Annotated in this window: 23 protein-coding genes and 3 pseudogenes; 15 read left to right on the top strand and 11 right to left on the bottom strand. The window is 69.8% G+C overall.

Annotated elements, in window-relative coordinates:
• The first annotated feature begins 8 nt into the window (after positions 1-8).
• On the top strand, positions 9-920 hold the full coding sequence (locus ABTY98_RS19250; RefSeq protein WP_352222110.1) for a Gfo/Idh/MocA family protein: 912 nt from the start codon (positions 9-11) through the stop codon (positions 918-920).
• On the opposite strand, the gene lnt is transcribed toward ABTY98_RS19250, so the two are convergent.
• Together lnt and ABTY98_RS19260 are read right to left on the bottom strand one after the other, a co-directional pair.
• Complete coding sequence (gene lnt / locus ABTY98_RS19255; protein ID WP_352222111.1) at positions 838-2412, bottom strand: apolipoprotein N-acyltransferase; 1575 nt, start codon at positions 2410-2412, stop codon at positions 838-840. The two genes, ABTY98_RS19250 and lnt, sit on opposite strands and share 83 nt — an antisense overlap.
• Before the next feature lie 76 nt (positions 2413-2488).
• Positions 2489-2974, bottom strand: a complete 486-nt coding sequence (locus ABTY98_RS19260) for a nuclear transport factor 2 family protein (protein WP_352222112.1) — start codon at positions 2972-2974, stop codon at positions 2489-2491.
• Positions 2975-3076: 102 nt separating this feature from the next.
• Between ABTY98_RS19260 and ABTY98_RS19265 the strand changes: the two are divergent.
• From ABTY98_RS19265 to ABTY98_RS19275, 3 genes and pseudogenes are all read left to right on the top strand, one after another.
• A pseudogene (locus tag ABTY98_RS19265) lies at positions 3077-3247 on the top strand (DUF4291 family protein); the annotation flags it as partial.
• 144 nt (positions 3248-3391) lie between these two features.
• Complete coding sequence (locus ABTY98_RS19270) at positions 3392-4708, top strand: recombinase family protein (RefSeq protein ID WP_352222279.1); 1317 nt, start codon at positions 3392-3394, stop codon at positions 4706-4708.
• 180 nt (positions 4709-4888) lie between these two features.
• On the top strand, positions 4889-5518 hold the full coding sequence (locus ABTY98_RS19275) for a hypothetical protein (RefSeq protein WP_352222280.1): 630 nt from the start codon (positions 4889-4891) through the stop codon (positions 5516-5518).
• Between the two features lie 12 nt (positions 5519-5530).
• Here ABTY98_RS19275 and ABTY98_RS19280 read toward each other — a convergent pair whose 3' ends face one another.
• Positions 5531-7591 (bottom strand): restriction endonuclease, encoded by a 2061-nt coding sequence (locus tag ABTY98_RS19280; RefSeq protein WP_352222113.1) that lies wholly within the window; start codon positions 7589-7591, stop codon positions 5531-5533.
• Positions 7592-8092: 501 nt separating this feature from the next.
• On the opposite strand from ABTY98_RS19280, the gene ABTY98_RS19285 reads away from it, so the two are divergent.
• From ABTY98_RS19285 to ABTY98_RS19295, 3 genes are all read left to right on the top strand, one after another.
• Complete coding sequence (locus tag ABTY98_RS19285) at positions 8093-8377, top strand: hypothetical protein (RefSeq protein ID WP_352222114.1); 285 nt, start codon at positions 8093-8095, stop codon at positions 8375-8377.
• 91 nt (positions 8378-8468) lie between these two features.
• Positions 8469-8960: a DUF4291 domain-containing protein gene (locus ABTY98_RS19290; RefSeq protein ID WP_352222115.1), complete on the top strand. Its 492-nt coding sequence runs from the start codon at positions 8469-8471 to the stop codon at positions 8958-8960.
• A 32-nt stretch (positions 8961-8992) separates the two neighbouring features.
• Positions 8993-9733, top strand: a complete 741-nt coding sequence (locus ABTY98_RS19295; protein WP_352222116.1) for an SDR family NAD(P)-dependent oxidoreductase — start codon at positions 8993-8995, stop codon at positions 9731-9733.
• 13 nt (positions 9734-9746) lie between these two features.
• Here the strand turns inward: ABTY98_RS19295 and ABTY98_RS19300 are convergent, their stop codons facing one another.
• The 3 genes from ABTY98_RS19300 to ABTY98_RS19310 form a co-directional block, all read right to left on the bottom strand.
• Positions 9747-9926: a hypothetical protein gene (locus ABTY98_RS19300; protein ID WP_352222117.1), complete on the bottom strand. Its 180-nt coding sequence runs from the start codon at positions 9924-9926 to the stop codon at positions 9747-9749.
• A 251-nt stretch (positions 9927-10177) separates the two neighbouring features.
• Positions 10178-10354, bottom strand: coding sequence for a hypothetical protein (locus ABTY98_RS19305; protein WP_352222118.1), 177 nt, complete (start codon positions 10352-10354; stop codon positions 10178-10180).
• A gap of 76 nt (positions 10355-10430) precedes the next feature.
• Positions 10431-11261, bottom strand: coding sequence for a helix-turn-helix domain-containing protein (locus ABTY98_RS19310; protein ID WP_352222119.1), 831 nt, complete (start codon positions 11259-11261; stop codon positions 10431-10433).
• 133 nt (positions 11262-11394) lie between these two features.
• Between ABTY98_RS19310 and ABTY98_RS19315 the strand changes: the two genes are divergently transcribed.
• Positions 11395-12102: an alpha/beta fold hydrolase gene (locus ABTY98_RS19315; RefSeq protein ID WP_352222120.1), complete on the top strand. Its 708-nt coding sequence runs from the start codon at positions 11395-11397 to the stop codon at positions 12100-12102.
• Between the two features lie 55 nt (positions 12103-12157).
• Positions 12158-12523, top strand: coding sequence for a nuclear transport factor 2 family protein (locus ABTY98_RS19320; RefSeq protein WP_352222121.1), 366 nt, complete (start codon positions 12158-12160; stop codon positions 12521-12523).
• A gap of 120 nt (positions 12524-12643) precedes the next feature.
• On the opposite strand, the gene ABTY98_RS19325 is transcribed toward ABTY98_RS19320, so the two are convergent.
• Positions 12644-13519, bottom strand: a complete 876-nt coding sequence (locus ABTY98_RS19325) for an undecaprenyl-diphosphate phosphatase (RefSeq protein ID WP_352222122.1) — start codon at positions 13517-13519, stop codon at positions 12644-12646.
• A gap of 282 nt (positions 13520-13801) precedes the next feature.
• On the opposite strand from ABTY98_RS19325, the gene ABTY98_RS19330 reads away from it, so the two are divergent.
• The 4 genes from ABTY98_RS19330 to ABTY98_RS19345 all read left to right on the top strand — a co-directional run bounded on the left by ABTY98_RS19330 (position 13802) and on the right by ABTY98_RS19345 (position 17953).
• Positions 13802-14968: a Gfo/Idh/MocA family protein gene (locus ABTY98_RS19330; RefSeq protein ID WP_352222123.1), complete on the top strand. Its 1167-nt coding sequence runs from the start codon at positions 13802-13804 to the stop codon at positions 14966-14968.
• Entirely contained in the window at positions 14965-15894 is a 930-nt protein-coding gene (locus tag ABTY98_RS19335) for a DUF6807 domain-containing protein (RefSeq protein WP_352222125.1), read from the top strand. Before ABTY98_RS19330 ends, ABTY98_RS19335 begins: the two co-directional genes overlap by 4 nt.
• Positions 15891-16616, top strand: a complete 726-nt coding sequence (locus tag ABTY98_RS19340) for a cupin domain-containing protein (protein WP_502994273.1) — start codon at positions 15891-15893, stop codon at positions 16614-16616. The genes ABTY98_RS19335 and ABTY98_RS19340 overlap by 4 nt, the downstream gene beginning before the upstream one ends.
• A gap of 167 nt (positions 16617-16783) precedes the next feature.
• Positions 16784-17953 carry a thiolase family protein gene (locus tag ABTY98_RS19345; protein WP_352222126.1) on the top strand — a complete coding sequence of 390 codons (1170 nt, stop codon included), beginning with the start codon at positions 16784-16786 and terminating at the stop codon, positions 17951-17953.
• A 120-nt stretch (positions 17954-18073) separates the two neighbouring features.
• On the opposite strand, the gene ABTY98_RS19350 is transcribed toward ABTY98_RS19345, so the two are convergent.
• Positions 18074-18838, bottom strand: coding sequence for a TVP38/TMEM64 family protein (locus tag ABTY98_RS19350; RefSeq protein WP_352222127.1), 765 nt, complete (start codon positions 18836-18838; stop codon positions 18074-18076).
• A 331-nt stretch (positions 18839-19169) separates the two neighbouring features.
• Here ABTY98_RS19350 and tuf point away from each other — a divergent pair, with 331 nt between their 5' ends.
• Positions 19170-20339, top strand: a complete 1170-nt coding sequence (gene tuf, locus ABTY98_RS19355; RefSeq protein ID WP_352222128.1) for an elongation factor Tu — start codon at positions 19170-19172, stop codon at positions 20337-20339.
• Between the two features lie 120 nt (positions 20340-20459).
• Complete coding sequence (locus ABTY98_RS19360) at positions 20460-21305, top strand: spermidine synthase (RefSeq protein ID WP_352222129.1); 846 nt, start codon at positions 20460-20462, stop codon at positions 21303-21305.
• On the opposite strand, the pseudogene ABTY98_RS19365 reads toward ABTY98_RS19360, so the two are convergent.
• The 3 genes and pseudogenes from ABTY98_RS19365 to ABTY98_RS19380 all read right to left on the bottom strand — a co-directional run.
• Positions 21267-21563, bottom strand: a pseudogene (locus tag ABTY98_RS19365) (MFS transporter); the annotation flags it as partial. The gene ABTY98_RS19360 and the pseudogene ABTY98_RS19365 overlap by 39 nt on opposite strands.
• Positions 21564-22105: 542 nt before the next feature.
• Positions 22106-22330 carry an EGFR-like transmembrane domain-containing protein gene (locus ABTY98_RS19375; RefSeq protein WP_352222131.1) on the bottom strand — a complete coding sequence of 75 codons (225 nt, stop codon included), beginning with the start codon at positions 22328-22330 and terminating at the stop codon, positions 22106-22108.
• A 746-nt stretch (positions 22331-23076) separates the two neighbouring features.
• A pseudogene (locus ABTY98_RS19380) lies at positions 23077-23995 on the bottom strand (MFS transporter); the annotation flags it as partial.
• Positions 23996-24026: the final 31 nt, after the last annotated feature.

Genomic DNA, 24026 nt, shown 5'->3' on the forward strand with positions numbered 1-24026 from the left:
GAGCGTCAGTGAAGGTCGGCTGCATCGGGCTCGGCGACATCGCGCGGAAGGCGTATCTGCCGGTGCTGGGCGTGCAGCCGGGCCTCGAACTTCATCTTCAGACCCGCACCCCGGCCACCCTCGCCGAGGTCGCCGACAGCCTTCACCTGCCGGCCGGCCGCCGGCACGCGACCCTTGACGACCTCCTCGCCCAGGGTCTCGACGCCGCCTTCGTGCACGCGCCCACGGTCGCCCACCCCGAGATCGTCACCCGGCTCCTGGAGGCGGGCGTACCGACGTACGTCGACAAGCCCCTCGCCTACGGACTCGAGGACTCCGCGCGCCTTGTGACGCTCGCCGAGGCACGGAACGTGTCGTTGTTCGTCGGCTTCAACCGCCGCCACGCCCCTGGTTACGTCCAGTGCGCCGACCACCCGCGCGAGCTGATCCTGATGCAGAAGAACCGCATCGGGCTGCCCGAGGAACCCCGCTCGATGATCCTCGACGACTTCATCCATGTCGTCGACACCCTCCGCTTCCTCGCCCCCGGTCCGGTCGACGACATCACCGTCCGCGCCCGCGTCGCCGACGGCCTGCTGCACCACGTGGTCCTGCAACTGTCCGGGGACGGCTTCACCGCGCTCGGCGTGATGAACCGGCTCAGCGGCTCGGCGGAGGAGATCCTGGAGGTCTCCGGGCAGGACACCAAGCGACAGGTCCTCAACCTCGCCGAGGTGATCGACCACAAGGGACAGCCCACGGTCCGGCGGCGCGGCGACTGGGTGCCGGTCGCCCGGCAACGCGGCATCGAACAGGCCGTGCTCGCCTTCCTGGACGCCGTGCGCGCCGGAAAGGTGCTCAGCGCCCGGGACGCACTGGCGACTCATGAACTGTGCGAGCACGTGGTACGACAGGTTCAGCGGCACCCCGGCGCAGCCTGACCGCCCGCAGCCCCTCGCTCAGACAGAGGCCGGCCAGCACCAGCAGCGCGCCGTCCACCGTCCAGTCGCCGAACCGTACGAACGGTGTGACGCCGCCGGCGATCGGCACCTCGTACACCTGTGCCGTGCTGGCGTCCGTGCCCAGCCACGGGCCCAGCCGCTCCCCGCCCGGGCCGTACACCGCGGAGACGCCGGTCAGCGTGGCGTGGACCATGGTGCGGCCGGTCTCGGCGGCCCGCAGGGCGGCCAGCGAGGCATGCTGTTCGGGGGCCCAGCTGTGCTGGAACGACGAGGTCGACGTCTGGCCTATCAGCACCTCGGCGCCGTCCTGGGCGAGATGCCGGCTCATGTCGGGGAACGCGGTCTCGAAGCAGACCATCGGGCCGACCCGCAGCCCGTGGCCGACGTTCATCACCACCTGCTCGGTGCCGCGGCGCCGGTCCTCGCCGGCCGCCTTGCCGACCGAGGTGGCCCAGCCGAGCAGCGAGCGGGCCGGTATGTACTCGCCGAACGGGACCAGCCTCATCTTGTCGTACCGGTCCTCGGTCGGGCCGTCCGCGCCCACCAGGATGGAACTCTTGTAGATGCCGGGCCGGTCGGAGCGCCGGGCGTCGACATTGACCAGGATGTCCGCGCCGGTCTCCCGGGACAGGGCGGCGATCCGCCGGGCGAGATCGGGCCGGTCACCGAGGTCGTACCCGACGCTGCTCTCGCCCCACACGATCAGGTCGGGGTGCCGACCGGTCAGCTGCCGGGTCAGCTGCTCCTCGCGGTCGAAGCGCCGGTCACCGCTGTCGGAGCCGTCGACGATGCCGGGCTGTACGACGGCGATACGGACGTGACCATCGACGTCCGGGCGCGGTGCCCACACCCATGCGGCGGAGGTCGCGGCGGCCGTGGCCACCAGCGAGGCCACCGCCGGCACCCGCGCCTCGCGCACCGAGACGAGCACGGTGAGAGCCACGTTGACGGCCACGACCAGGAAGCTCAGCAGCCACACCCCGCCCACGGAGGCCAGCCGCAGCGCCGGCGTCACCTGCCACTGGGTGGCGCCGAGCATGCCCCACGGCCCGCCCAGCCCCTGCCAGGACCGCACCAGTTCCACCATCAGCCAGCCCGACGGCAGCACCAGCACCGCGGCCGCGGCCCGCCCCGCGGTCGGCGTCCCGCCCAGCAGTCGGCGCGTCAGCAGACCCCAGGGCGCCCAGAGCACGCTCAGCAGCCCGGCTATCAGAAAGATGAAGACGTGCAGGCTCGGCAGCAGCCAGTGGTGCACGGCGACCATGAACCCGAACCCACCGGACCAGCCGTCGTACGCCGCCCGCCGCCCGGTCGGCGCTGAGCGCGCCAGCAGCAGCCAGGGCACGAGCGCCACATACGCGAACCACCACAGCGACGGCGCGGGAAAGGCCAGTACGGGCAGCGCGCCCGCGAGCGCCGCCACGCAGGAACGCCGCCACTGAGAGGTGAGCCAGCGCTCGACGGTCCTCATGTATCGCCTCCTGCCTGCGGGTCCTTCCAGTGTGCGGGACCGGCAGGGATCTCCGACAGGGGGCGTGGGCGCGGGGTCAGTCCGGTGCGGCCGTCGCGCGCTGGTCGCTCATCCTGCGCCACTTCTCCTCGACGACCACCTGGCGCAGCCGCCAGCCGTCCCGGGTGCGCAGGAACGCGAAGGCGTAGCGGCCGCCGCACACGAAGTCCGGGGCGGTGGAGGCGCCGTCGCCGCCGGCGAAGCGCATGGGGTTGATGTAGTCGGCCTGAAGGTGGGCGGTGTCCCCGGCGTCGTTCTCCAGAATCCCGAACCGCACCTGGCGGTTGACGATCAGATGCTGTCGCATCGAGAACAGCGCGAGGCTCTCCGAGAGCCACCCTGCCACCTGTCCGGCATCCCCCTCGATCCCGCCGGCCGACCGGTAGTCGGCCCGCCCGTCCACGGTGAACAGTCTCCGGTACGCGGTCCAGTCACCGTCATCGACGGCCACCGCGTAGTCGGTGACCAGTCCGTCCACGGCCAGCCGATCCATCACGGTAGCGAGCTCCACGCGCTGCGTCATCGGCTCAGTGTTGGGCACGAGGCGAGCCCAGCCAAGGGGTGCGGGCGATATGTGGGTGATATTCGGTGGTGTTCGAACGGGGGTGCCCCTGACCCTGGTCATGTGAACCACCAGTCAGTCGAACAAGAACCCAAGTTCCGTGTTCGCGCGTGTCATACGGAGTCCACCGTCACCGTGTACCAGGCCTACCGCCCCGAGATCGGCGGCCCGGCGGCCAGGACGGGACGATTTCCGGCCACCTGGAAGCGGGACCGGACGACCTGGATCAAGCCGCGCTCATAACCTCTTTCCATGGCCGAAGACGACACGAACCAGCAGACGGACGCCTGGTTACGGTGAGCCCTCCGGGCCAGGCAGGCAGCCGGTACGCAGCGGACCAAGAAGCACCGTTTCGACTGGACGGGGGAGCCCGCAGCGATCTACTGCCGCATCTCTCACGTGAACGATGACGATCAGACCGGCGTGGAGCGCCAGGAGCGCATCTGCCGTGACGTGGCCGAGCGTCTTGGCCTCATCGTCGCCGAAGACCAGGTCGTCGTGGACAACAACCGGTCGGCGTGGCAGCACAAGCGCAAGCGCCCGGGATGGGACGCCCTTCTCGCCGAAGCCAGCCAGGGCCGCATTCGCCACGTCGTCCCGTATCACCCCGACCGACTGATGCGTCAGCCTCGCGATCTCGAAGAGTTGTTGCAGATCGCCGACGATCATGACATTACGTTGCACGGCCCGGCGAACCGGCGTGATCTCGCGGATCCCGATGACCGATTCTTCCTCCGCCTCGAGGTCGCGCACGCGTGCCGCTCCAGCGACGACACCTCGCGCCGACTGATCGATTCCATGATCGACCGAGCCAAGGAGGGGAGGCCGCACACCGGCAGGCGCCGCTACGGGTACGACAAGACCGGCATGGTGGTCGTCTCCGAAGAGGCCACAATCGTGCGGGAGATATTCACCCGCTACCTGGACGGCGTGAGCCCGGTCCAGCTTGCCAAGGAGCTCTACCAGCGCGGTGAGAAGACCGCCGAAGGCCGCAACTGGAGTGCCCCACGGGCGCGAGACGTTCTCGACAGCCGCCACGTCGCCGGTATCCGTGTCTTCAGAGGCGAGGAAATCGGGGACGGTGAGTGGCCCGCGATCCTCGACCGAGGTATGTGGCAGGAGGTGCGGGAACGCCGTGCCTACAGGATGACCCACGCGGTGAGTGCCGCCGCGGCACCAGGGAGACCTCGAATGGCTGACTGCTATCCGTACCGAATCGCGACCAGGAGAGGGGACCTGACGCTGGTCTGGCGGCCCGGAGAGGGCGATGCCCCCGATGAGCTCGCCGTTGATGACCTCGGAAGACTCCTCGCGTTCCATGACCTCGAGACGCTGCGGGAATACTGTGATCGCAACGGCTGGGAGATCGTCTGGGAGGGGGAAGGCACTCTCGATCTGGGCGTCGTACGGCGCTGGGTCGAGCACCCTGACCTTGGTGCGGTCCCGGCAGGACTGCTGCTGGACGCGTGGAACTTCTTCGAAGACCTCTCCTGCAGCCTGAAGGCCGGCCCACCCCTCCCCTCCCAAGGACCGATCCACGACAGCGCCTACGAAAAGATCTTCGGCGGCGAAGCTCTCGAACCGACCGCTGGCGAGGGAGCCTGGACGGACGAGGAGACAGCGGCCGTCCGCGAACTCCTCCGCATGGGGCTGGGCCTCTGGGAACAGGCCGTGCACAGGTCCGGCACCGGCTGATCGAGTCTACGAGCCTTCCGTGCGCATCCATCTCAACTGCCGCTTAGTACTGGTTGGGATGCAGCCGCCCGGCGCTCGGACCCGCGCCGGTTGCCGGCGTGCCCTGGGCTGCTGCCTGGCTGGTGGAACTGTGGTGGGTGAACCCGCTGAAGTATGGATCATGGCTGCGTGACGAAGTGGATGAAGAACGAACCGCCGGTCGAGCAACCGGGCCCTGAGCCAGAGCTTTCCCCTTACCAGCAGGCGATGCGGCAAAGGCTCCTCGCGGCTCCGGTGGTACCAGCGCCCGAGCCCTGGCAGCGCACCGCTTACGCCCCGGTTGGCGGACTTCTCGGGATCGGCTTCGCCTCGCACCCCGGCACCGGCCAGGACTTGGTGATGGTCGTCTCGCACGACGGGCGCGGTCTCTTCGACGCCGTCACGGGAGAGAAGATCGCGCGGGATCGTGACCCTGCCCCCGAGGACGACAGCCGCGACGCGGATCCCGCTCTGTGGTGTCCTGGGTTTGGACCGGTCGCCGGAAGCAGGGTGCGCATCGCCGGACTCTTCGGAGGAGGACTTCGCACCACCAGCGGAGACGGTTGGAAGTTGGAGGTCGTGGCCCCGGCCTGGCCGAACGAGCGTGTCCTGCTCTCCCGCGACGGCGGATTGCCGCATTCCGGTCCGTACGGGGAGCGTTGGTGGCACATCTTCCACTCCAACTACTCCGAGCTCCGTGCCGCTGGATTCTCGCCCTCCGGGCAGACCCTTGCCGTAGCTACGAGCAGTGACGTGTCTTTGTGGACCCGTTGGGGCGGGTCCGGGATGTGAGGGGGCGGATCGCTAATCCACCTCGATGCCGTAGTCCTTGAGCAGTTCTTCCAGGCCGCCCGTGTAGCCCTTGCCGCCGAGGACGAAGTCCCAGTCTCCGTTGGTCCTGCGGCGGAAGGAGCCGAGAACCAAGGCAGTCTCGGAGGTCCGGCCGTCGGAGACCTGAAGTCGCTCTAGTTCCGCCGTTCCTGGTTCGAGGAGGCGGATGCATGCGTCCGTAAAGCCGGACAGGTCGGCGTCCGGGTTGACCTCTGGGTCGATCGCGGCCACGAGTACAAAGCGGTCCGCCTCATCCGGCAAGGCGTCGAAGGACACGCAGATCGCCGCCTTGTCGGGTGCGGTTGCCGAGAGAGCACGCACGGAGCCGTCCGGTGTCTGTGGGTTGTTGAAGAAGACGAAGTGATCGTCACTGAGGACCCGGTTGCCACGGCAGACGAGAGCGCACACGTCCAAGGCGACGCTTCCGGCCCACGACATGCCCAGGACGTTGTAGTTGCCGGGCAGATGCGTGTCCGGAACCGCCGAGGTCGGCTGTGCCGGGGGGCGACGGGTACTTTCGCCCAGGCGCCCGCGCAGCCCGTGACGATGCAGCAGGTCGACGAGAGCGGTTCCCGAGATCAGTTCCAGCGGCTTGCCGTTGGCGAAGGTGTGTGAGCCGGGCCCGAACTTCGACGTCGTCACGAGGACGCCCTTGTTGGCGCCGGCGTCTTGCACGGTCCCGTACAAGTCACGGACAGCGGTGGGCGGCACCGTGTTGCGGTAGCGCTTCACTTGCACGACGATCTTGCCGCCACGGATCGGCGTCGGATCCAGGGCGTCGACATCGACCCCGCCGTCGTTTGAGCGTTGAGTGGTGACTGCTTGCATCCCCATGGCGCGGAAGAGGTCTGCAACAAGGTTTTCGAAGGCGATCGGATCCATCTCGTACAGGTCGGGGTCCTCGTCGCTGCCATGCGTGACAACACGGTTCCCGACTTCCTGCGGCTGGCGACTCGGCCGCACCGAGGCGAGTTGGTCGGGGCGAGCCGAGAGTTGCCCGCGCAGCGCATCGGCAAGGCAGCTACCGGCGTCCACTTGCGCCAAGTGCAGGTCGTGGAACGTCGATCCAGGAGCCATGACGGTTGCCAGGTAGATGTGGCCCGGTCGGCCCGTCGTAGGGTCATGTCCATCCACGAACCCGTTCAACGTCACGGAGTCGAGCGCGCCCAGTTCATCCGCGGCGAAGAGTTCGTGCAGCACGAGCAGCATGCACTGTGCCAGGACCTCCCGGTACAGGGATCGCCGTTGGCCCACTGGCCGAGGGGTCTCCTTGTCCTGGTCCGCAGTGGGCAGGTAGCGAACGGACTTGACCTCGGGGACGATGCTGTAGGCGGGCATCTCCCAGTCCAGCACCAGCTGTCCGGCCGCCGAGTCGTAGGCAGCTGTCACCTGACGTGGGAACCCCTCAGGCCACGCCCTTGAGGCGTAGAGAGCGGCGGAGAAGTATTCAACTACAGCTTCGGGATCGCGGCGTCTGACTCCATCCGTCAGTTCCATGACGCCGGCGTTGTATTGCCGCACCTCGGCCAGTTGGGCGTCGGCCCACTCCTGGTAGTCCCGCTGGTATGACGCCAACTGCTGTTGCCGCTGCGCCTCAGCCGCCTGGGCCGCATGCCAGTCCCGCTCGAAGCGTGCCCGAGCGTCGGCCTGAGCCTGAGCGCGGCGGCTGGCAGTCCACCCGCTTTGTGCCTGGTAATGATCGAAGTTCGGCATGGATACGGGCTGTGCCAGTGGTCCTGGAGAGAAGGGCTCGATGTCTTCAGGGCGTATGAGCGAGGAAGCCCTGAAAGCCGGGGCCTGGCAGCCCGAGGCAAGAAGACCTTGCAGTGCCGTGACCTGCGCGTCCAGTTCCAGAGTGCGACGTAGTGCCTCTGCCTGCCGGTACTCGCGGTAGTCCTGGGCAGCTCGCCGCTGATGCGCACGGGCTTGCTGTGCCTCTTGCCTCTGTCGTCTGGCTTCGGCCTCCATCTGGCGCTGTTGCTGCCTCTGCATCTCAGCCCAGACGCCGACCAAGCCATTAGAGCGACGACTCATGTCTTGCAGGCCCTCCCCAAAAGGCGCCCCGGTTGTCCCCACAACCAGTTGTAACGGAACGACTCTATCCAGCGATGGCCGTGTCGCATATCTACATGGCAAGGCCAACTTGATCGGTCGTCTCCGCAGGTCAGCTTGACTGGAGAGTAACGCGGCCGTGTCGGACTGGAGCGCGCCCGAGCTGTCGTATGCCGCTGCACTGCTCGTGCCGTGCTCCACTGCCCGCAGGGTTGTGAGCAAGGCTTGACCTGGGTCATCAAGCCGCGTTCACAGCCTCTTCCGTGCTGCGGGCGGTCACCGACTCAGGCTGCTCGACTCCACGTCGATGCCTTCTCATGTGGCAGACGTGCGCAGGGCCGCGTGTCCGGGTCGGCGGCCGCCGTTCGGATCACTCGAGGCGGCCCTTCAGGTGATTACCAGACTCCTCGCGAGCCAGGCAGCCGTCGCAGGGTACGACGTCCCAGCAGAGGACGAACGTCGAACGCCGTGAGGAGCTTGGTGATGTACGCAGCAGTCCGGCGGTACGAAGGGGTGACCGATTCGGCCGAGGCCGCACGTCTCGTGAACGAGGGGTTCGTGCCGCTCATGCGACAGGTCCCCGGCTTCGTGGCCTACTACTGGATCGATACCGGGGACGGAGTGATGGTCTCGACCAGCGTCTTCCAGGACCAGGCCGGTGCCGACGCATCGATCTCGAGAGCTGCGGACTTCGTGCGGGACAGCCTTGCGTCACTGCTCCCCAACCCTCCCCAGGTCATGGCCGGCGAGGTGGTGGCTTCCGCCTGACAGCGGTCGGACCAGCCGCACGAGATGGCCTCCAAGGCTGTCCGGCCCGCAGTGCCCACGTGGTCACCCTTCACAGCCTTGATCCCGCTAGGTGCGTCGGCCGCAAAAGGCCTGTGAACGTGGCTTGACCTGGATCAAGCCGTCCTTCCTGTGGATGATGTACCGCTGTGGGTGGGGTACCAAGGAGGGGCAGGAGACCGTTCTCGCCATCGAGATTCGGCGGGAAGGGTTCGAGTGGGCGCTGCGGAACGCCTGTCTGTCCCACTATGTCTCCGGTCTGCACGAGAACCAGGTTGCCTGGCAGCGGGAGTTGAGGCGCGCTCCCGCGCGGGTTCAGTGGGACCCCGAGCGGGATCTGCACCTCAACGCGCTGCCTCATCGGTCGCTCCAGTCGGGCCTCTCGGGTGAGGCGGCGGCCCGGTACGCCGACGAGTGGACCGTCGGTATCGCGGACGTGACCCCGCTCGCGGCACAGATCCATGGGCTGGTGCAGGCCGGCGAACTCGAACGGGCGGCCCTGCTGTTGCCCGAGGAGCGGTCGTATCCGGTGGCGGACGAGCTGCTCGCGCATCTGCGGTCGTAAGATCGCCGTCTCGTCGGTCTCAGGAGGCTCGCATGACACGTCCCGTCACGGTTGTCACCGGTGGGAGCCGGGGTATCGGTGCCGCGACCTGTCTGCGGCTCGCGGCCGACGGGCATGATGTCGTGATCGGTTACGTCCGGGACGAGGGCGCCGCCGAGGCGGTCGCGGAAGGCGTGCGCAAGGGCGGGGCACGCTGTGCCGTCGTACCGGTGGACACGGCCGTGGAAGCGGATGTGGAGCGGCTGTTCGACACTGCGGAACGGGAGCTGGGCGCCGTCACCGGGCTGGTCAACAACGCTGCCGTGACCGGGCCGCTGGGGCGGCTGGCGGATACGGAGAGCGCCGATCTGCGGCGGGTCGTCGAGGTCAATCTGCTGGGCACGCTGCTGTGTTCACGACGGGCGGCCCGGCTGATGGCGGAGCGGGGGAACGGGGCGATCGTGAACGTGTCCTCGGCGGCGGCCACGCTCGGCAGTCCCGGCGAGTACGTCCACTACGCGGCGACGAAGGCGGCCGTCGACGCCCTGACCGTGGGCCTCGCCAGGGAACTCGGACCGGACGGGGTGCGGGTCAACGCGGTCGCGCCCGGAGTCGTCGACACCGAGATGCACACGGCGATGGGTGACCCGGGCAGGGCCCAACGGATCGGCGCCGCAGCGCCGCTGGGACGGCCCGGCCGGCCGGAGGAGATCGCCGCGGCCATCGCCTGGCTGCTGTCGCCGGAGGCCTCCTACACGACGGGCGCGGTGCTGCGGGTCTCCGGCGGGCGCTGAACCCGGCGCCGGGTCAGGCCGCCTCGATGATCCGTGCGCGGATCGCCTCGGCCCACTCGACCACCAGCAGTTCGTACTCCGCCCGCTCCTGTGCCGACAGTGTTCCGCCCGCACGCAGCCACAGCGCCCGGATGTGCTCGTTGACCTCGGCAGCAGACCGAACGGAACCAGGGGTTCGGTAATCGGGGGACATACCGAACAGCGTAGGTGCAAGAACTGACCGTGCGCTACCGGGTGGCTACGCAGACCGTATGGGGTTGGTCACGGGCGAGACGGCGAGCGGGGCGCCAAGCCCTGGCATTTGCCGGGCGGGTGGTCGCGACACGGAAACGGCTGTACGCCCCTGTCCTGGACTTCCCCCTCGCCGGGGCCGTTGCGTCGGCCCCAACGCTCCCGAAGACAAGAGGTGTTGGTGGTTGGCCGAGATGAGCCGCCCAGCCGGGCTCACACCACCAGCGACCGCCCCGCGCTCACGCCGTGGGAGTCGCGTTCGGCGCTCGGGTCGTGGTCGTCGCGCTCGGCGTTCACGCGGCGGTCGGTCGGTGTGGGGGCCGCTTCCGCGCTCGGGTCGTGGTCGTCGGGTTCGGCGTTCACGCGGCGGTCGGTCGCTTCCGCGTTCACGCCGTAGTCATCCCGCACGGCGTACAAGCCGCGTGCAGGCGCTCCCGCGCTCACGCCGTAGGCATCGCTTCCGCCGTCACGCCGTAGTCGTCGCCGAGGCAAGCAGTGCCAGTTTCTCCGCGCCGTCGCTGCCCGGGTCGGGGTGGTAGATGACGAGGGTCTGGCCGGTCGTGCCGCTGACGGCCAGGCGTTCGCGGTTCAGCCGCAGGCGGCCGACCTGGGGGTGGTCGATGTACTTGGCCGCGCCCTCGCAGGCGGCCACGTCGTGGCGGGCCCAGAGCCGGCTGAAGTGGGGGCTCGCGAGGGAGAGTTCGCCGATGAGGTCGATGACGCGAGGGTCGTCCGCGTCGGTCCCGACGGACCGGCGGAAACCGGCGATCATGCCGGCGCCCGCGTTCTCCCAGTCCGGGTGGAGGGCCTGCTCGGCGGGGTCGAGGAAGGTGTCCCGCAGCCGGTTGGCGCCGACCGTGAGGCGTGGTGACAGTGCGGTCGCCAGGGCGTTCACGGCGAGCACGTCGAAGTAGTGGCCCTCAACGAGCGCGGGGAGCGGGAGGGCGGCGACGAGTTGGGCGATGCCAGGCGGAACCGTCTCCTTCCGGCGTCGGCGTCGGCGTCGGCGTCGGCGCGGCTGTCCCGCGCCGAGGCTCAGCAGATAGGCCGTCGCGGACTCGTCGAGGCGCAGCACGCGGGCGAGGGACTCCAGGACCTGTACGGAGGGGTTGCGGTCGCGGCCCTGCTCCAGGCGCAGGTAGTAGTCGGCGCTGATGCCGGCCAGCATGGCCACCTCCTCCCGGCGCAGGCCCGGCACCCGCCGTGCCCCGAGCACGGGGATCCCGACCTGCTCGGGTGTGACGAGCTCGCGGCGGGCACGTACGTACGTGCCCAGCAGGTTCGGTTCGTCGGTCATCCCGCCACCGTAATGCGGGCCGTCGCCCCGTGCCTGGTCCTGTCACCCCCAGGACCAGCGGGGCTCTGCCCCGGCGGGGGCCGGCGCGGAAGCGTGGTCGGCGACCTTCATGAGCACAGTGAGGAGCGAGATCATGTCGACGTATCTGCTGGTGCACGGTGCCTGGCACAGCGGAGAGTGCTGGCGGCGGGTCGTCACGCTGCTGACCGCGGCCGGACACCGGGTGTTCGCACCGTCGCTGACCGGTCACGGCGAGAAAGCCCATCTGCTCGGCCCCGAGGTCGGCCTCGACACTCACGTCGACGACGTCGTCGGGCTGATCACCGACGAGGACCTGACCGACGTCGTACTCGTCGGGCACAGCTACGCGGGACTGGTCATCTCTTCCGCCGCCAACCAAGTCCCCGACCGCGTCCGGCACTTGGTGTATCTCGACGCGATGCTCCCGGAGCACGGCGAGAGCGCCGCCGACGTCCAGCCCGTGACCCGGACCCTGATCGACCGTGCCCTGGCCTCCGACAGCGGCTGGCGGGTTCCGCCGCTGCCCGAACTGCCGCCGCCGCACGGCCTGTTCGGAGTCACCGAGCCGGTGGACCTGGCCTGGCTGCGCACGATGCTGACCGACGAGTCGGTCCGCTGTCTCCAGCAGCCGGTCCGGCTGGACAACCCGGCCGTACGCACGATCCCCAGGACCCACATCCACTGCGTGGCCGATGTACCGGAAGGCATCGTCCGTCGTCCGGTCCCCGCGACGGAGCAGGTGTGGCGACTGCCCACCGGTCACGACTGCATGATCACCATGCCGGCGGAACTCACGGAACTCCTGCTCAAGCTCGGCTGATCCCGAGCGGGAAATTCGCTGTGCCCCGCGCGGTACGAGCCCGTAGCCTCCCCGCATGACGGACCAGGACGAACGCGCGGTACAGGCGGCCATCGACGGCGAGCTGCGGCTTCTCGATCCCGAGGTGCGTGCCTCCCCGGACCTCGTCCTGGGGCTTCTCGACCCGGAGTTCACCGAGATCGGGGCGTCCGGCCGCCGCTGGGACGCGGTGTCGGTCCTGACGGCGACCAGCGGAGGATCGGTGTCCCCCGAGTCGCCGGTCCAGGTGAGTGAGATGTCCGGAACCGTGCTCGCTCCGGGCGTCGTACACCTGACGTACTTCGCGGACAACCAGGGGCGCCGGGTCTGGCGCAGCTCCCTGTGGCGGCTGACGGAGACCGGCTGGCGGATGTACTTCCACCAGGGCACTCCGGCCGCCTGACGAGCGACCCGCCGACTTTGGCCGTCTGACGAGCGACCCGCTGACTCTGGCCGTCTGGCGAGCGACCCGCTGACTCTGGCCGTCTGGCGAGCGACCCGCCGACTCCGGCCGTCTGACGAGCTACCCCGCCGACTCCGCCGCGTGCGGGCTCAGCACGTCCGCCGAGACCAGGGCGATGATCACGACGCCGAGGGCGATGCGGTACCAGACGAACGGCATGAAGCTCTTGTTGGAGATCCACTTCATGAACCACGCGATGACCGCGTATCCGGAGGCGAACGCGATCACCGTGGCGAACAGGGTCGGGCCCCAGGCCACATGGCCCTCGCTTACCGAGTCCTTGACCTCGAAGGCGCCGGAGGCCAGCACCGCCGGGATGGCCAGCAGGAAGGAGTAACGGGCCGCCGCCTCGCGCTTGTAGCCCATGAACAGGCCGCCGCTGATGGTCGCGCCGGAGCGGGAGACGCCGGGGATCAGGGCGCAGGCCTGGCAGAGGCCGTAGATCAGGCCGTCCTTCACGCTCAGGTTCTCCAGCGTCTTGCGCTGCTTCGGCGCCCGGTGCCGGCCGCCCGTCTCGTCGCGAGCGGCCAGCCGGTCGGCGATGCCGATGACGACGCCTACGACGATGAGCATGGTCGCCGTGATGCGCAGATCCCGGAACGGGCCCTCGATCTGGTCCTTGAGTGTCACACCCAGCAGGCCGATGGGGATCGAGCCGATGATCACCAGCCAGCCCATCTGGGCGTCGTGGTCGCGTCGCATCGCCTTGTCGAACAGCGACCGGAACCAGGCCGAGACGATCCGGCCGATGTCCTTGCGGAAGTAGATCAGCACCGCGGTCTCCGTGCCGATCTGGGTGATCGCCGTGAAGGCCGCGCCCGGATCCTTCCAGCCGGAGAAGGCCGCGGTCAGCCGCAGATGCGCGCTGGAGGAGACGGGCAGGAACTCGGTCAGCCCCTGGACGAGTCCGAGGATCAGCGATTCAAACCAAGACATGAAGGTACGGCGTCCCAGGGGTGAGAGAGGGGCTGGCGGACGCGCGGGCGCGCGTGATCATGCGTGTGCAACGGCAGCGTAGCGGGCCGGGTGGCCGCCCGGACACAGGGGTTCGGCGGGCGGACAGGAGTGTGGGGGGTGTTGACCGGCCGAGGCACCGACGCTTACGTTTCCCCAGGAGAAAGCGCTTGCTCCCGCACATCGGGGTGCGTGTGCGGCGCACGTCGGGCGACGGTTCGCGCCCATCGTCGGTCCACGCCCCGAGGAGTGCTGATCACGTCCATGCCCCGCACGCCCCTTTCCCCTCTTTCAGGGGTCCCCTTCACCGGTCGCCGCATCCGGGCCGCCGTCGTCGGCGCCGGCGCCATCGGGCGCGGTTCCCATCTGCCCGCGCTCGCCCAGCTGGCCGCGGAGGGCGAGACCGAGGTCGTCGCGGCCGTCGACATCGATGCCACCGCCGTCGAGGCGTTCCGAGCCGAGGCCGGCATTCCGCACGCCTACACCGACCTGGACCTGATGCTCGCCGAGCAGCGACCCGACCTGGTCACCATCGGCACCCCGCCGACCCTGCACCGGGACCAGACGGTGGCCGCGCTACGGGCCGGCGCCTGGGTGTGGTGCGAGAAGCCGCCGGTGCCGTCCCTCGCCGACTTCGACGCGGTCGAGGCCGAGGAGGGCACGGACGGCGGGCCCTACGCTTCCATCGTCTTCCAGCACCGGTTCGGCTCCGGTTCCACCCAGGTGCGGCGGCTGCTGGCCGAGGGGGCCCTGGGCCGGCCGCTGGTCGCCCACTGCCAGACCACCTGGTACCGGGACACCGCTTATTACGCCGTGCCCTGGCGCGGCCGCTGGGCGACCGAGGGTGGCGGCCCGGCGATGGGCCACGGCATCCACCAGATGGACCTCCTGCTTGACCTGCTCGGGCCGTGGAGCGAGGTGCGGGGCATGGCCGGCCGGCTGGTGCACGACGTGGAGACCGAGGACGTCTCCACCGCCCTGGTCCGGTTCGCGAACGGCGCCCTGGCGACCGTCGTCAACAGCGTGCTCAGCCCCGACGAGGTCAGCCGTATCCGTATCGACTGCGAGCGCGCGACCGTCGAACTGACCCATCTGTACGGCCACCGCAACGAGAACTGGCGCATCACCCCGGCCCCGGGCGTCCCCGCCGACGAGGTGGCGGCCTGGCAGGACTTCGGGCCGGACGTGCCCAGCTCGCACCTGGCCCAGCTGCGCGAGCTGGTCGCCAGTATGCGCGCGGGGGAGCGGCCGCGCAGCAGCGGCGCCGACGGGCGCACCAGCCTGGAGTTGATCACCGCGCTGTACAAGTCGGCGTTCACCGACACGACCGTGCGTGCGGGCGAGATCGGTCCCGGTGATCCTTATTACACGGACCTGCACGGGGGCGCCCCGGGCTGGGCGCCGGTCGAACGTGAGGAGGTGTCGGCGTGAGCGGCGAGCTGCGGATCACGCACACCCACGGCGACCGGATCACCGTGACCGAGCCGGTCACCGGGGTGCAGCTCTTCGTCTACGTCTACCGGCCCGAGGCCCCCTGGGAGGCCCCCAAGCCCTATCTGCACCCGATCCGTACCCTCGCCGGGGACGTCGTCACCGACTACCGGCCCAACGACCACCGCTGGCACAAAGGCCTCTCCCTGACCGCCTCGCACCTGTCCGGCGCGAACCTGTGGGGCGGCAACTCCTATGTCCACGGCGAGGGTTACCTCGTCCTCCCGGAGCGCGTCGGCTCGATGCGGCACGTCGGCTTCGACGAGCTGTCGTCGGCGGACGGCCGGCTGGTCGCCGTGGAGCGGCTGACCTGGCATCCGTACGACGGGACGCTGTGGGCGCAGGAGCAGCGGCGCATCGAGGTCCATGATGTCGACCCGGACTCCGGTGTCTGGGCGCTTACTTGGTCCAGCGCGATCACCAACGTCCGTGACGAACCGCTGCGGTTCGGCAGTCCGACCACTGCCGGGCGCGAACAGGCGGGCTACACCGGCCTGTTCTGGCGCGGGCCGCGCGCCTTCAGGGACGGCCGGATCATCGGCCCCGAGGGCGAAGGACCGGAGCTGATGGGCTCCCAGTCGTCCTGGCTGGCCCTTTCCGGCGAGCACGACGGCGCCGACGGCCATGCCACCGTCGTCTTCGAACACGCCCCGGAGAACGACCACTCGGGCGCGGAAGGCGCCCACCCCGCGCACTGGTTCGTGCGCAACGACCCGTTCGCCGGCATCGCCCCCTCCTGGGCCTTCCACGACGAACTGGAACTGGCCCCCGGCGACACCCTCCGGCGCCGCTACCGGGTCGTCGTCGCGAACGGCGCCTGGGAACGCGCGGACATCGCCAAGTACCTGGAGGCGCATCCGTGGTGAGCGGCGGGGTGTCCGGGTTCGCGGGGCTGCCGGGCGGGGTCGCGGTCTCGCACCTGTGCGTGTACGACTGGCCCGCCGCCGACGGTGTGCGCGGCGGAACCCCCCATGTGCACCTGGCCTGTTCGGAAGGTTACGTCGTCACCGGCGGCCGGGGTGCGGTACAGACGCTCACCACCTCCGGGTACCAGGTCACGCCTCTCGCGGCCGGCACGGTCGCCTGGTTCACGCCGGGCACCGTCCACCGCCTCGTCAACGAGGACGACCTGCGCATCACCGTGCTGATGCAGAACAGCGGCCTTCCGGAGGCCGGGGACGCGGTACTGACGCTGCCGCCGCGGTACCTGACCGACCCGGAGACATACGCCTCGGTGACCGCCATCCCGGCGGACGCGCCGGAGGCCGAGCGGGAGCGGATCGCCCGGGCCCGCCGTGACCTCGCCCTTGAGGGCTACCGAGCCCTGCGGGAGGCCGCAGGTCCGGAGCCGCTGGCCGCCTTCCACCGGGCCGCCGCCGCCCTCGTACGGCCCCGGCTTGCCGAGTGGCGCGCCCGCTGGGAGCGCGGCGCCCGGGCGGCCGCCGCGGCCACGGGGGAGCACCTCGATCGCCTCGGACAGGGCGATGTCAGCCACCTCGCCGACGGCGTCGTACAGGCTGAACAGCCCTCTGAGCAGGGCCGGTTCGGGATGTGTGGGCGGCTGGACGTGTACCGGCAGGGGCAGTAGGGCCGCAGGGCGCCGACGGTCCGGCGGGTGACCACCCCCGGAGCCTGCGGGTGGGCGCGGCCATGGGCACCGGTCGGGTGAAGGTTGGATTTTCCTACTCACGGAGTTATGGTGAGTTTGGATTTCCTACTCACCGGTAATCGAGACTCGCAATCGAGGTCCCCGTGATGCGTGACGCAGTCATCGTCGAAGCCGTACGCACCCCCGTCGGGAAGGGCAAGCCGAACGGGTCCCTGGCGCATGTCCACCCCGTCGAGCTTCTCGCCCACACCCTGCGCACCCTCGTCGAGCGCTCCGGTGTCGACCCGGCCCTCGTCGACGACGTGATCGGCGGCACCGTCGACCAGGTCGGCGAGCAGGCCATGAACACCACCCGGTACGCCGTGCTCTCGGCGGGCTTCCCGGAGACCGTCCCCGCGACCACCGTCGACCGCCAGTGCGGCTCCTCCCAGCAGGCCGTGCACTTCGCCGCGCAGGGGGTCATGTCCGGGGCCTACGACATCGTCGTGGCCTGTGGCGTCGAGTCGATGAGCCGGGTGCCGATGTGGTCCAACGTGCCGCCCGGCAAGGACCCCTTCGGCCCCGGAGTCGCCGCCCGCTACCCGGAGGGCCTGGTCCCGCAGGGCATCAGCGCCGAGCTGATCGCGGCGAAGTGGTCGATCAGCCGGGCGGAGATGGACGCGTTCGCGGTCTCCTCGCACCAGAAGGCCGCGGCCTCGTGGGATGCGGGGCTGTTCGACGCCGAGGTGGCGGGGCTGGAAGGGCTCGGCCGTGACGAGTCCGTACGGCCCGGCACCACCGCCGAGATCCTCGCCGGGCTCAAGCCCGCCTACTACGACCCCGGGTTCGCCGAGCGCTTCCCGCAGATCGAGTGGAACGTCACCGCGGGCAACGCCAGCCCGGTCAACGACGGCGCCTCCGCCGTGCTGATCATGGCCGGTGAGACCGCCGCGCGGCTCGGGCTGCGCCCGCTGGCCCGCCTGCACGCGTTCGCCGTGACCGGCTCCGACCCGCTGCTCATGCTGACCGGCGTGATCCCGGCGACGGAGAAGGTGCTGCGCAGGGCCGGGCTGGGCCTCGCAGACATCGACCTCTTCGAGGTGAACGAGGCGTTCTCCAGCGTGGTGCTGGCCTGGCGGCAGGAGACCGGGGCTGATCTGGCGAAGGTCAACGTGCACGGCGGGGCCATCGCGCTGGGGCATCCGCTGGGGGCTAGCGGGACCCGGCTGACCACGACACTGGTACATGCGATGCGGCAGCGTGGCGCTCGCTTCGGGCTGCAGACGATGTGCGAGGCGGGTGGGCTGGCCAACGCGATGATTCTGGAGGCGGTCTGAGAACGGATCGGGGGGGTGCGGGCGCTGTCTCGTAGTTGCCGTGCCGTCGAGCCGGGTCGCGCCCACCCCGTGGTGGCCGCACATTCAACACGGGCCCGCGCCCCGTGCGCGGCGCTGCCGCTACCGGGGGCCGCGCAGATGGTGGCGCTTTCGCCAGGCCACCACCGCACCCGCCACCGCCGGGACCACGATCGCCGCCACCGAGATCAGGAACACCGGTGACGTCGGTGTCGAGGCCCGGGCGCCTGCCACGACGTACGCGGCGACGTTCGGGATCGAGCCCAGCCCCGTCGCCAGCAGGTACGGCGCGTAGCGCATACGGGAGACGGATGCCGCGTAGTTCGCGGCCCAGAACGGGACGCCGGGGAACAGCCGTACCGCGAGCATCGAGCGGAAGCCGTGCTTGCTGAACTGGTTGTCCGCCGCCTTCAGCAGCCGACCGCGCAGCAGCGGGCGCAGCGCGTCCTGGCCGAGCATCCGGCCGAGCGCGAAGGAGATCCAGGCGCCGAGCAGGGTGCCCGCCATGGCCGCGCCCATGCCCAGCACCGAGCCGAACAGGGCGCCTGCAGCAAGGTTCAGGATCGGTCGCGGCACGAACGCCACCGTGATCACGCCGTACGCCACCGCGAAGATCACCACCGCGGTGGCGCCCTCGACCTGGGGCGGCCAGCCCTGCGTCATCAGCTTCTGCGGCTCGAAGAGCAGCACCGACGACGCGGCCGCCGCCAGCAGGGCGACGAGCAGGGCCAGGCGGGACCACGGCGACAGCAGCACTCTCGTGCAGCGCGCGGTGAAACTCACCGGACTGGATATGGCAATGGTCAGCTCCTTGGCGGCGGCCGGGGGAACGGCCGTGGCGGTGCCAGAGCGGTTGGCATCGAGCATTCCGTGACACTAGCCGACGGAGATGTGTGATCGCCGTATGGTTCCTGTCCATTGGGCGAAACCGGCACCACGGAAAACCGTTCGACGTGGGGCGACGCATCGGCAATGATCTGCGTCATGTTCCGGTACGCCTTCCTCCTCGCAGCATCCGCAGCCGCGGATGCGCCGAAGGCTGCCGTGCCCGTTCTCCTGGCCGCCGTCGACGGCGCCCGAAGCTGACCCTCCCCGGATCGTCCGGCGGACCCCGCAGGGGGAGGGTCGGCCGGTTCCCCGGGGTCCCCGCGTCTCGTGCTGAGACGCATCACCGCAGTTCAGGCTTCGAGGTAGAGCCATGCCCAAGACGGCATACGTCCGCACCAAACCGCATCTCAACATCGGCACGATGGGCCACGTCGACCACGGCAAGACCACCCTGACCGCCGCCATCACCAAGGTCCTCGCCGAGCGCGGCACCGGCACCTTCGTGCCGTTCGACCGCATCGACCGGGCCCCGGAGGAGGCCGCCCGCGGCATCACCATCAACATCGCGCACGTCGAGTACGAGACCGACACCCGGCACTACGCGCATGTGGACATGCCGGGCCATGCCGACTACGTCAAGAACATGGTGACGGGGGCCGCCCAGCTGGACGGGGCGATCCTCGTGGTCTCCGCGCTCGACGGCATCATGCCGCAGACCGCCGAACACGTGCTGCTCGCCCGGCAGGTGGGCGTCGACCACATCGTCGTCGCGCTCAACAAGGCCGACGCGGGCGACGAGGAACTGATCGACCTTGTCGAGCTGGAGGTCCGTGAACTGCTCACCGCGCAGGGCTACGGCGGCGACTCCGTGCCCGTCGTACGGGTCTCCGGGCTCAAGGCCCTGGAGGGGGACCCGCGGTGGACGGCGTCCGTCGAGGCGCTGCTCGACGCGGTGGACACGTACGTTCCGATGCCGGAGAGGTATCTGGACGCGCCGTTCCTGCTGCCGGTGGAGAACGTGCTCACCATCACCGGGCGCGGGACCGTCGTGACCGGTGCCGTGGAGCGGGGGACTGTCCGGGTCGGCGACCGGGTCGAGGTACTCGGCGCGGACGTCGACACCGTCGTCACAGGTCTGGAGACCTTCGGGAAGCCGATGGCGGAGGCGCAGGCCGGCGACAACGTGGCGCTGCTGTTGCGGGGGGTGCCCCGGGACGCGGTACGGCGCGGGCACGTGGTGGCGGCGCCGGGGAGCGTGGTACCGGCCCGGCGGTTCTCGGCGCGGGTGTATGTGCTGTCGGGACGCGAAGGGGGTCGTACGACCCCTGTCTCGACGGGGTACCGCCCGCAGTTCTACATCCGTACGGCGGATGTGGTCGGGGACGTCGACCTCGGCGACGTGGCGGTCGCCCGGCCCGGGGACACGGTGGAGATGACCGTGGAGCTGGGGCGGGACGTGCCGCTGGAGGCGGGGCTCGGGTTCGCCATCCGGGAGGGTGGCAGGACCGTGGGGGCGGGGACCGTGACCTCGGTGGAGTGAGGTCGTGGGTGAGTGGGGGACCGCGGGCCGGTGGGGGCTGGTCGCGGTCCCCCACTCAGCGGGCCGCATATCGACAAAGCCCCGCGCCCCTGGTAAGCATGCGCATCGCACAATGGAGGCGTGAACGAAGCCATACCCGTCGTCCGGGTCACCGATCACGGCACCGCCAAGCTCATGCCCGACGTCGACCGGGAGCGGGCCTGGCTGCTGACCGTCGACGGGGCGCCCCAGTCGTACGTCGATCTCGACGCGCCGACGCATCTGGAGTTCGAGTACGCCCGGCGGCTCGGGTATGTGCTGGACGCGTTGGCGGAGACCGGGGCGCCCCTTGACGTGCTGCATCTCGGCGGGGGTGCCCTCACGCTGCCCCGGTATGTGGCGGCGACCCGGCCGGGGTCCCGGCAGGACGTCGTGGACGCCGACCGGGGGCTGCTGGACCTGGTCACCGAGCATCTGCCGCTGCCGGACCACACCGGGATCGCCCTGCATGCCGCCGACGCCCGGGGCTGGCTGGAGGGCGCTCCCGGTGACTCGGCCGACGTCCTGATCGCCGATGTCTTCGGAGGGTCCCGGATCCCCGCGCACCTCACCTCGCTGGGCTATGCGCGGGAGGCCGAGCGGGTACTGCGGGACGACGGGGTCTACCTGGCCAATCTCGCGGACTCCGCCCCCTTCGACTTCCTGCGCTCCCAACTCGCCACGTTCGCGGCCCTGTTCGAGGAACTGGCGGTCATCGCCGAGCCGGGGGTGCTGCGCGGGCGACGGTTCGGGAACGCGGTGCTCATCGCCTCGCACCGGCCCGTCGACACCGGCGGGCTGGCCCGGCGCACGGCCGCCGACGCCTTTCCGGCGCGGGTCGAACACGGGCCCGCGCTGCGGCGGTTCGTCGGCGCGGCCGGGCCGGTCGGGGACGCGGACGCCGTGCCGTCACCCGAGCCCCCCGGCGGAACGTTCGGCATCGGGTGACGTCGGCGTCGGCCGTGCGGTGACCGTGACCGTGCGGCGGGTGAGGTTGCGGACGTCCGGTACCAGGAGGACCACGGCCGTGACGGCGACGACCAGGCCCGCGCAGCCCCACAGCGCCGGAGCCCGGCCGAAAGCGTCCTCCGCGGGGCCCGCCAGCGCCGTCGCCGGCGGCAGCAGGGAGACGGAGCCGAACCAGTCGTACGCCGAGACCCGGGAGAGCTTCTCCTCGGGTATCTCCTGGTGCAGCACGATCAACCAGCACATGCACACGGGTGACAAACCCGAAGTGACGCGCGTCGCTGTACGTGACGACGGGATCAGTGCGTCAGCGCCTTTGTGCCGGGCCGGTCAACTCGGCGGTGAGCGTGCCGCGTCGACGGCTCGGGATGCCGGTGCAGATACGATGACAGCGAAGTCGTACGGGCCAGGAAAGACGTCAAAATCTCCCCACCCCGCACGGCTCGTGTCACGTTACGGCCATTCCCGTTGCTCGTGTACCACGCCGCTAGTTCTCCCCGGTAGCGAACAGTTCCAGGTGTGCGCAGCTGGGGCAACGGTACGCATCAATCTGCCGTTTCAGTCGGCGCCTCGTATCGACGGCAAAGCCGACAAGGCCTCGCTTAAGGGGGCCCGCGATCCACCGCGTGTACCCGCGAGCCTGTGATCCGCCGTCCTCGACGAAGCCCGACTCCAGCCCCTCCGTACCGCATTGGGTGCATCGTATGTTGTTCACGGTAGGAGTGTAATGAGCGGAGCCCCCACCACATCCCGACCGCGGGAACCGGCATTGCCGGTGCTCGTCAGCCTTGCCGCCGACGCCGCCGCAGAACACCAACGGTGCCGCCCAGGGCCATAAACAGAGAGCCGCCCACCACCCAAGGCAGGTTCGAAGTGACCGATGGCGTGGGGTGGTGCTCAAAGACCATCCGCGACATTGCTTCCCCGAGCAGCCCGGCGGTCAGCGTGACCCCCCAAAACATCAGAAGGATCGTCCAACCGTTCCGGGCACGCATCCAGTCATTCACGCGGTCATCATGCGCCCAGCGTCCCACCGGTCACAAGACAGCCCGCAGAAAGGCAATGACCGCCAGTACCAAGATCACGGCGCCCTACCCGCAATCGAGCTCAACCTCGTAAACGCCGCAACGAGGTTGAGCGGACGATCAACCGGCGCAAGACCTCTCGGGCCGTCGCCACCCGCTTACGACAGAGCCTACGTCTTTGAGACGCCTGAGGGATCGGTGTGATCCCGGCTTCGGCGAAGCGGCAGCAGCTGGCTGAGGGCAATCAGGAGCAGCCCAGCAAGCAGGAGGGCGTTCCCACCGAAGAAGCGAGCCTCCCAGGAAACGCTCGGCAGGACTCGAAAGTAGAGGATTCCCTGCAGAACGACGGAGATGCCCATAAGCAGGGCACCAAGACCGTGGAGTTGAGGCCGGGTGACGTGGCGGCGCGCTGTGGGCAGGATCCACCCTGTCCGGAGCGTGACGATTCCCAATGCGATCGCCAGCAGCCCCAAGAACGCGCCCGTTCCTACTACCCATGCCATGGTGTCGCTCCGCTCCGATCGCAAGAGTTCGGAACGCGAGTAACGCCGGCCCGAAGATGCTCACATTGTCGCTGGACCCAGTGGCGGCTGACCATGCCGGGGCCAGGCAATCTCCGTACGGCTCCGTTGCCGTCTGCGCACGGTGTGCCCAAGGCCCGTCGGACAGCTTCTAGTTGGGCTGAGGAACCACGGCGAGGCCCAGCGCACACGGTGACATTCACCAAGGTGTTGCACGGTCATCCAGGAGACGCCGAAGACCTCGACCACGGTCCCGGACACTAACATCACCACGTAGAGGATTCCCACCGGGACGGGGACCGCCAGCGCCGCCGAGGGCAGGGCCAGCGGGAAGACGCAGAGGGTGCCGACGAACAGCGGCCGGCGGGGTTTCCAGCGGGTCATCACCGCGTTCGCGATCGAGAACTGGACGACGATGCCCCACAGCCAGGGGCGCCCCATGACCTCCCGCCAGCCCTCCCGGAGGTCGGCCAGCATCCCCTCGCCAGGTGCGCGCGGCGGGATGTGGCTGACGTCGAGGAACGCGCGCAGTGTCCCGGCGACGGCGAACACGAACGCGGCCGCGTCCACCGCCAGCACCCAGCCGGGGCCCACCGCCGCCACCAGCGCACCGCCGAGGGCCGCGCCGCCGAGGGCCGCGCCCTGCATCGCGATCCGGAACACGGCGAAGGCGCGGCCTGCCTGTTCCCCGCTCACCGAGGACATCAGCATGCCCTCGGCCGCCGGGCTGAAGAACGCCTGGCCCGTGCCGCCCAGTGCCGTGAGCAGCATCATCTGCCACAGGCGCGGCTCACCCGCGAGCACCAGGACGGCGAAGGTGCCCTGGGAGAGGAAGTTGAGGCAGTTGGCCGCGACCATCACCCCGGTGGCGGGGGAACCGGTCCGCGACCGCGCCCCCTATGAGCAGGAACAGCACCAGCGGAAGGGTCCGGGCGGCGGCCACCAGACCGACGTCCCCGCCGTCGCCACCCGCGTCCAGGACCGCGAACGCGGCGGCGACCAGCGAGCCGTTGGCGCCCAGGCTCGTCACGACCGCCGCCGCGGTCAGCAGGCTGTAGTTGCGGGCCGCCCAGCCGGGTCTGTGCAGGCGGGCGGGGGTGCCGGGGGCGTCGGAGGCGGAGGTCACCGCCTGACTATTCCTGCCGGGGGTCCGGCTT

It is taken from the genome of Streptomyces sp. NPDC096040, assembly GCF_040303265.1.
Taxonomy (GTDB): domain Bacteria; phylum Actinomycetota; class Actinomycetes; order Streptomycetales; family Streptomycetaceae; genus Streptomyces.